8 protein-coding genes and 1 pseudogene are annotated in these 6,063 nt (G+C 66.8%); 7 read left to right on the top strand and 2 right to left on the bottom strand.

Annotated elements, in window-relative coordinates:
- The 5 genes and pseudogenes from AB0958_RS44330 to AB0958_RS44310 all read left to right on the top strand — a co-directional run.
- A pseudogene (locus AB0958_RS44330) lies at window positions 1-275 on the top strand (hypothetical protein); the annotation flags it as partial.
- 187 nt (window positions 276-462) lie between these two features.
- Window positions 463-1,128, top strand: coding sequence for a nitroreductase (locus AB0958_RS44325; protein WP_366896159.1), 666 nt, complete (start codon window positions 463-465; stop codon window positions 1,126-1,128).
- A 52-nt stretch (window positions 1,129-1,180) separates the two neighbouring features.
- Complete coding sequence (locus AB0958_RS44320) at window positions 1,181-1,429, top strand: Tn3 family transposase (RefSeq protein ID WP_366896158.1); 249 nt, start codon at window positions 1,181-1,183, stop codon at window positions 1,427-1,429.
- Window positions 1,430-1,591: 162 nt separating this feature from the next.
- Window positions 1,592-2,560 carry a GlxA family transcriptional regulator gene (locus AB0958_RS44315; RefSeq protein ID WP_366896157.1) on the top strand — a complete coding sequence of 323 codons (969 nt, stop codon included), beginning with the start codon at window positions 1,592-1,594 and terminating at the stop codon, window positions 2,558-2,560.
- Between the two features lie 30 nt (window positions 2,561-2,590).
- Window positions 2,591-3,241 (top strand): DJ-1/PfpI family protein, encoded by a 651-nt coding sequence (locus AB0958_RS44310; protein WP_366896156.1) that lies wholly within the window; start codon window positions 2,591-2,593, stop codon window positions 3,239-3,241.
- Window positions 3,242-3,437: 196 nt separating this feature from the next.
- Here AB0958_RS44310 and AB0958_RS44305 read toward each other — a convergent pair whose 3' ends face one another.
- Window positions 3,438-3,836, bottom strand: coding sequence for a nuclear transport factor 2 family protein (locus AB0958_RS44305; RefSeq protein WP_366896155.1), 399 nt, complete (start codon window positions 3,834-3,836; stop codon window positions 3,438-3,440).
- Between the two features lie 238 nt (window positions 3,837-4,074).
- Between AB0958_RS44305 and AB0958_RS44300 the strand changes: the two genes are divergently transcribed.
- Both AB0958_RS44300 and AB0958_RS44295 read left to right on the top strand, forming a co-directional pair.
- Window positions 4,075-5,142: a tyrosine-type recombinase/integrase gene (locus AB0958_RS44300; protein WP_366896154.1), complete on the top strand. Its 1,068-nt coding sequence runs from the start codon at window positions 4,075-4,077 to the stop codon at window positions 5,140-5,142.
- Window positions 5,143-5,183: 41 nt separating this feature from the next.
- Window positions 5,184-5,606 carry a hypothetical protein gene (locus tag AB0958_RS44295; RefSeq protein WP_366896153.1) on the top strand — a complete coding sequence of 141 codons (423 nt, stop codon included), beginning with the start codon at window positions 5,184-5,186 and terminating at the stop codon, window positions 5,604-5,606.
- Window positions 5,607-5,617: 11 nt separating this feature from the next.
- On the opposite strand, the gene AB0958_RS44290 is transcribed toward AB0958_RS44295, so the two are convergent.
- Window positions 5,618-5,986: a hypothetical protein gene (locus AB0958_RS44290; RefSeq protein WP_366896152.1), complete on the bottom strand. Its 369-nt coding sequence runs from the start codon at window positions 5,984-5,986 to the stop codon at window positions 5,618-5,620.
- Between the last annotated feature and the right edge of the window lie 77 nt (window positions 5,987-6,063).

Raw genomic sequence — 6,063 nt, 5'->3', positions numbered from 1 at the left:
CTCACAGCGGCCTTCCCGGCCTCGGTGTCACTCGTCACGTCAGTCATCAACTGTCGCTTCCAGCCCGGGAGTTACACCGCCCACCGTACAGACCCGAACGCGAAGGATGGCTCGGCGAAGTGGAAGGGTTGCAGGTGAGCCTGGCCGGGGCAGAGGACAAACTCGCTCAGCTTCATGCCGAGCAGAGTCGGCGTGGCACTGCCATCGACCTAGGGATGCCCACCTTCGCCCAGATCGCGATCCGCACCAGTGTCGTCAAAGAGCCCGCTCCATGATTCCTCCGATCACCGATGAGCCCGTCCATCGCCTCGTAGAGCAAGCGGAGACCGATCGCATCGACAGGCCGAAGAACAGCGGTGTCGCCAGCCGCAGATCGAAGTGCGATCCGGATCACCTGTTGCCTCGTATGTGTGCTGAAGAGGGTAGAGAGGTGACTGTCGTTAGGTGAGAGGAAGAGCAGACGTGGATGTGTATGAAGCCGTGGACAGTCGCCGGGCTGTGCGGGCGTTCAGCGATGAGCCGGTATCCAAAGAGATACTCGAACGCGTGCTGGCCGCAGCGACGCGGGCTCCGTCGAGTGGGAACCTCCAGCCGTGGCATGTGTATGTCGTGACCGGCGAGCCCCTGGCCGAGCTGAAGAGGCGCGCAACAGCCAGGGCACTGGCGGGAGACCCGGGGGATGAGCGGCAGTATCCGATGTACCCGGCCGAACTGACCTCACCGTACGTGGACCGCTTCTCCGCCGCGGCTTCTCAGCGGTACAAAGCACTGGGAATCGAGCGCGACGACCCCGACAGGCCCAAAAAGATCGCCGCCTTGAACTCTGAGGCGTTCGGCGCCCCGGTCGTGCTGTTCTGCTACCTCGATCAGACGATGGGGCCAGGGCAGTGGGGGGACGCGGGGATGCACCTGCAGACGGTCATGCTGTTACTGCGGGCGGAAGGGCTGCACAGCTGCCCCCAGGTGATGTGGACGATGTATCGCAAGACCGTCAGCCAGATCGTCGGAGCCGATGACGGGCTCGTACTGTTCTGCGGTGTCGCGGTGGGATTCGAGAAGGAAGGCGTGCCACGGCTGCGTACCGGGCGAGCGGACATGACAGAAACCGTGAGCTTCATCGGAGTGTGACCGGCCATGTCGGTCTGGCGCCGGCCCTCTCAACTCGTAGTTCAGAGAAGCGGTGATCTTCCACAACGCCCTGGACATCGCGGAGATCGTGCGGCAGCTGCTGGAGGAGGGATGGGAGATCGACCCTGAAGACCTGGCGCACATCTCGCCGTACCTGACCGAACACATCAACCGGTTCGGCGAGTACTCCACCCACGAACTCGGCATCCAGCCCGACGCCTACGACCCGAAACTCGATGTCGACTTCACCCCGCTACGCGAGCAGGACCTGACCGCTACCGGCCTTGGTCAGGCCGCTTGATGCCGAGCGGGGCCACGCCGTCGTCGGCCTGGTCCCGTTCGTGAGTGGTGAAAGCTGACCGAGCCACGAGGAGAGCGCATCCCCGCCTGGCCGCCAGGCAGTGGCGGGAATCGTCATATCCGTGTCCTTGCCGCCATCAGAGGTTGTGACCACGATGGATGGGTGAGCATCCGACGCATTGTCTTCGCCGTCTTTCCGGATTTTCAGATCCTCGACCTGACCGGACCTCATGAGGTGTTCACACAGGCGGGACGAATCACCGGAGGCGTCGTCCTCGAAACTGTGGCTGCTGCGCCCGGTCCGGTGCTCTCCAGCGGCGGTCTCGCGGTCTCCCCGACGCTGACGATCGATGAAACTGCTGGGCCGGTGGACACGCTCATCGCCGTGGGTGGCGGGGGTATCCACCGGGCTTGCGAGGACGGACGCTTTGTCGACTGGTTCGCCCGGACCGCCCACCGTGCGCGCCGTACTGCCTCAGTGTGCAGCGGCGCCTTCCTGCTGGGCGCCGCTGGGCTCCTTGACGGGCGGCGCGCGGTCACTCACTGGTCTCGCTGCGACCAGCTGGCCGAGCGGTATCCGCAGGTCACGGTCGACCCCGCCCCGATCTTCGTCCGCGACGGTGAGGTATGGACCTCGGCCGGCATCACTGCAGGGATGGACCTCGCGCTCGCCATGACCGAAGACGACCACGGGCCCGAGATTTCCCGCGCCATCGCCCGCCAGATGGTGATGTTCGTCCAACGTCCCGGAGGGCAGGCACAATTCAGCGCCCAGCTCGCCGCCCAGCGCCCAGGTCGGGCACCGTTGCGCGACGTCCTCGCCTGGATCGCCGACCACCCCGACTGCGACCTTGGCGTGCCCGCCCTTGCGGCACGTGCCGCGATGAGCGAACGGAACTTCACCCGTGTCTTCCGCGCGGAGACGGGCAGCACCCCTGCCGCGTACGTCGAGAGCGCCCGTATCGAGGCCGCCAGACGGCTTCTTGAGACCACCTCCGCCACCGTGGATTCGGTGGCGCACGCCTGCGGGTTCGGAACCGTCGAGACCCTGCACCGCAGTTTCAAGCGGACGCTCCAGGTCACCCCCGGCGAGTACCGCAAGCATTTCTCCGCGCACACCGACGCTGTCTGACGACGGCGGTCACCTCCGAAAGGCATGCTTATGCGTATCGTCATCCCGCTCTTCGACGGATTCACCGCGCTCGACGTTGTCGGCCCGTACGAGATCCTTCGCATGCTGCCGGAATCCGACGTTGTCTTCGCTGCCAACGCTCCAGGCCCTTGCACGGACGGCGAGGGCCATCTCCTCCTCATCGCCACGGCCTCCTTCCAGGACGTCGTGGAAGCCGATGTCCTGGTGGTTCCCGGTGGTCCGGGCGCACGCCGCAGCCTCGCCGATGAGTCGCTGCTCAACTGGATCCGTCGTATCCACGCCACCACCACGTGGACCACGTCGGTGTGCACCGGTTCCTTGCTGCTAGGCGCGGCCGGCCTGCTCGACGGGCTGGAGGCCACCACTCACTGGGGGGCCATCGACACTCTGGAGTCGTACGGCGCCACCTACACGGAGCGTCGCGTTGTGGAGCAGCCCGGCGGCATTGTCACCGCCGCCGGGGTTTCCTCGGGCATCGACATGGCGCTGCGCCTTGCTGAACTCATCGCGGGACGGGTAGCCGCCGAGGCGTTCCAACTCGCCATCGAGTACGACCCTCAACCGCCCTTCGACTCCGGCTCGTATGCCAAGGCATCTCAAGAAGCGAAGAACTACCTTGCGGCACGACAGCGCCGCACGGCCCGGCCCGCGTCCGTATAGCTACAGCCAAGTGGCGCGTATGTGCACTGCGTAATGTTGGTCCCGCGGTCGACGCGAGGGTCGACGGTGCAGCAGATAGGGGTAGCAGTCGCTGCGTTTCGAGGTCGGCTCATCGGACTTCCGCTCGTCGGCGGTCCGTCAGGAAGCCAGGGCCGTTGCAACCCGCGCTCCTTGGACCGCCGCGACCTGCCGACCCTCAGGGCTGGTCGTACCAGGAGAACGCCGCGATCCGCCAGCCCTCCGGGGTGCGGACGAACTGGATGGTCTTGGTCCCGCCGCCCTCGAACGGCTCGCCGTCCAAGATGCCGGCCTTCCGGTACTCGCCGAAGCGCGACGCGATGTCGCCCGCGATCTCGGTTCGCTCGGAGGTCTCCCATTCCGAGAACTCGACCAACCGGCCGTCGGCGAGCAGGCGTTCGCGCGGCTCGATGAACTCGTCCACGGTGTAGACCGTGTACTTCGGCCCGGTCAGCACGATCACACCACCCGGAATGACCAGCCGGCGGATCCGGGCCACGTCCGCGACCTTGCCGCCGCGGTTGTCGAAGGCTCCGAAGAACTCGGCGGCTATCGCGTCAATCTCGATCTTGGACATGGCGCGACGGTAACACCGCTAGGGGGCAACGGACACGGCGTCGTGGCAACTGCGACCCAGGGCGCCTACGAGATCATGCGACTTTGCAACACCGCTGGTCAGGGAGCTGCCGCAGTAAATGCCGGATTTACTGCGGCGGAGCCCCTAGCGTGATCATCGCGACCTGCGGCGGGGCAATCCGGCCGCAGGGGCGAGGTGTACGCATTTACTGCGGCAGTTCCGGGAGGGTGGGGCGGACATGGCGATCGAACCGGTGACCGAATTCGGGAGCGGGGGCGCGATCCGCCTGCCGCGTGCCCGGGTCGTGCCGCTGTCCGCCCCGCCGTCGTCGTACACCGCGGCGGTCGAGCGGTACCTCACCGGCGCGGGTGTCGCGAAGTCCTCCGCCCGGATCTACCGGATCTCCCTGACGACGTGGGGGTGGATGCTCAGCGGCGAACCCGCGCCGACCGGCCCCGCCCGCCGGGGCGCGCAGCCGCCCGTCTTCCCCGTCACGGCGATCGACGACCCGGCGTTGCCCGAGGTGCTGGCCGAACTGGCGGCGGCGCGGGCCGACGAGATGGACGCCGACACCGTCAACCGCGAACTGTCCATCGCGCGCAAGGCGATCGGCTGGTGGCAGCGCCAAGGCTGGATCGACGGTGACCCGACGATCGGCATCGAGCGGCGGCCGGCGCCGCCGGACCGAACCAAGGCCCTGGCCGAGAACCAGATCGCCGCCCTGTGGCGCCTGGACGTCGCCCTGCGGGAGAAGACGTTCTGGAAGATGCTCTACGAGTCGGCGGCCCGCGCCGACGAGGTGCTGTGCCTGAACGTGGAAGACCTCTACCCGCAGGACAAACGAGGCAAGATCACCGCCAAGGGCGGGGCGACCGAGTGGATTCACTGGCAGTCCGGCACCGCCCAACTGCTGCCCCGCCTTATCGCCCGCCGCACCCGCGGCCCACTGTTCCTCACCGACCGCAAGGCCCCCGCCGGGACTCCGACGTTGGACGTGTGCCCGGAGACCGGCCGGGCCCGGCTCTCCTACCGTCGGGCCGAGGAGATCTTCGAGGAGAACACCCGACTGCTGGCCAACCCCCTCGCCTCACCCGGGGACATCGAGGACCTGGACGGCTGGACGCTCCACCGGCTACGGCACAGTGCTCTGACACACGACGCCGAGGACGGCACCTCGACCCCAATGCTGCTGTCCCGCTCCCGCCACGCATCCGTCCGCTCCCTGGAGCGGTACGCCCGTCCCGGCGTCGACTCGGTCGCCCGGCACGTCGCCGAACGCGACCCCGCTGCACGCCGCCGCACGTAAATCTGAGCAGATCAAGGCTTCAAGATCATCTCATTGCCCCTTTGGCGCGTATCTCGGTCATACCCCAGTTTCCCAGCGGCAGCATCCGCCTGCTCGGTCTCGTGGACGGCCTCCTCATCGCCCAGGACCACCATCTGGGCGCTGTCGAGGCCCACCTGCACGAGGATGTGACCCTCGCGCGGGTGGTGCAGACCTCCGGGAGCTGCCCGTCGCAGTGGGATGCCTGGACGACCACGGGTCAGTACCTGTACCTGCGGTACCGGCACGGTGAGGGAACTGTCGAGCAGCATCCGAGCGAGGACGTCGACACCTGGGACGGCGATGAGTCGAGGCTCTGGACCAGCTGGGACGACGGAACCGACGGCGGCCAGATCGAACTCACGGATTTCCTCGTCACGGCTGGCCTGCGGCTGGCGCCAGACGCCGAAGTCCGCACCACACCGCCGATCGACCCGAAGGCATGAGAAGCCGTCTCTCAACCGATCTTGGAACGGGCAAGTCGAACGGAAAACATTGGGGGGAGGTTGGCGGCTGCGTACTCGTCCGCTATGCGGAACACACTGGCACAACGCGGACACTCCGCGCGGCCCATGAGATACGTGATCCCCTCCGCCAGTCGGTCCTGGCCGTCACGGACCGCGAGGTCGTACATCCACCGCCCCATGCCGTCGAGCTCCACAATGGACGCCGGCCGCAAGTCGCGCCGGTCGACATCGCCCGCGTCCCAGTCCCGGCAGGCCGAGTAGTACCCGTATCCGCCAATGGCGATGGTCACATTCAGGGAGCAGTGCGGACAGGCCACCTCGTAGAAGTCGTCGCTGAAGTCACCTAGGGTGCGTTTCAAATGTGCTGGTCATAGCCATTCGTTGATGGCTGCGACCAGCACGGTCGCCTCGTAGCGGACCGCCAACTTGTCGTACC

It is taken from the genome of Streptomyces sp. NPDC006655 (genome assembly GCF_040703965.1).
Taxonomy (GTDB): Bacteria; Actinomycetota; Actinomycetes; order Streptomycetales; family Streptomycetaceae; genus Streptomyces.
The sequence above is the reverse complement of the archived record's forward strand: the minus strand, read 5'-3'. Positions and strand labels throughout refer to the sequence as shown.

What these genes read in the sequence shown, in the direction of transcription:
- AB0958_RS44310 (WP_366896156.1), top strand. Translation starts at nt 2,591, where the DNA reads ATGCGTATCGTCATCCCGCTCTTCGACGGATTCACCGCGCTCGACGTT.
- AB0958_RS44305 (WP_366896155.1), bottom strand. Translation starts at nt 3,836, where the DNA reads ATGTCCAAGATCGAGATTGACGCGATAGCCGCCGAGTTCTTCGGAGCC.
- AB0958_RS44300 (WP_366896154.1), top strand. Translation starts at nt 4,075, where the DNA reads ATGGCGATCGAACCGGTGACCGAATTCGGGAGCGGGGGCGCGATCCGC.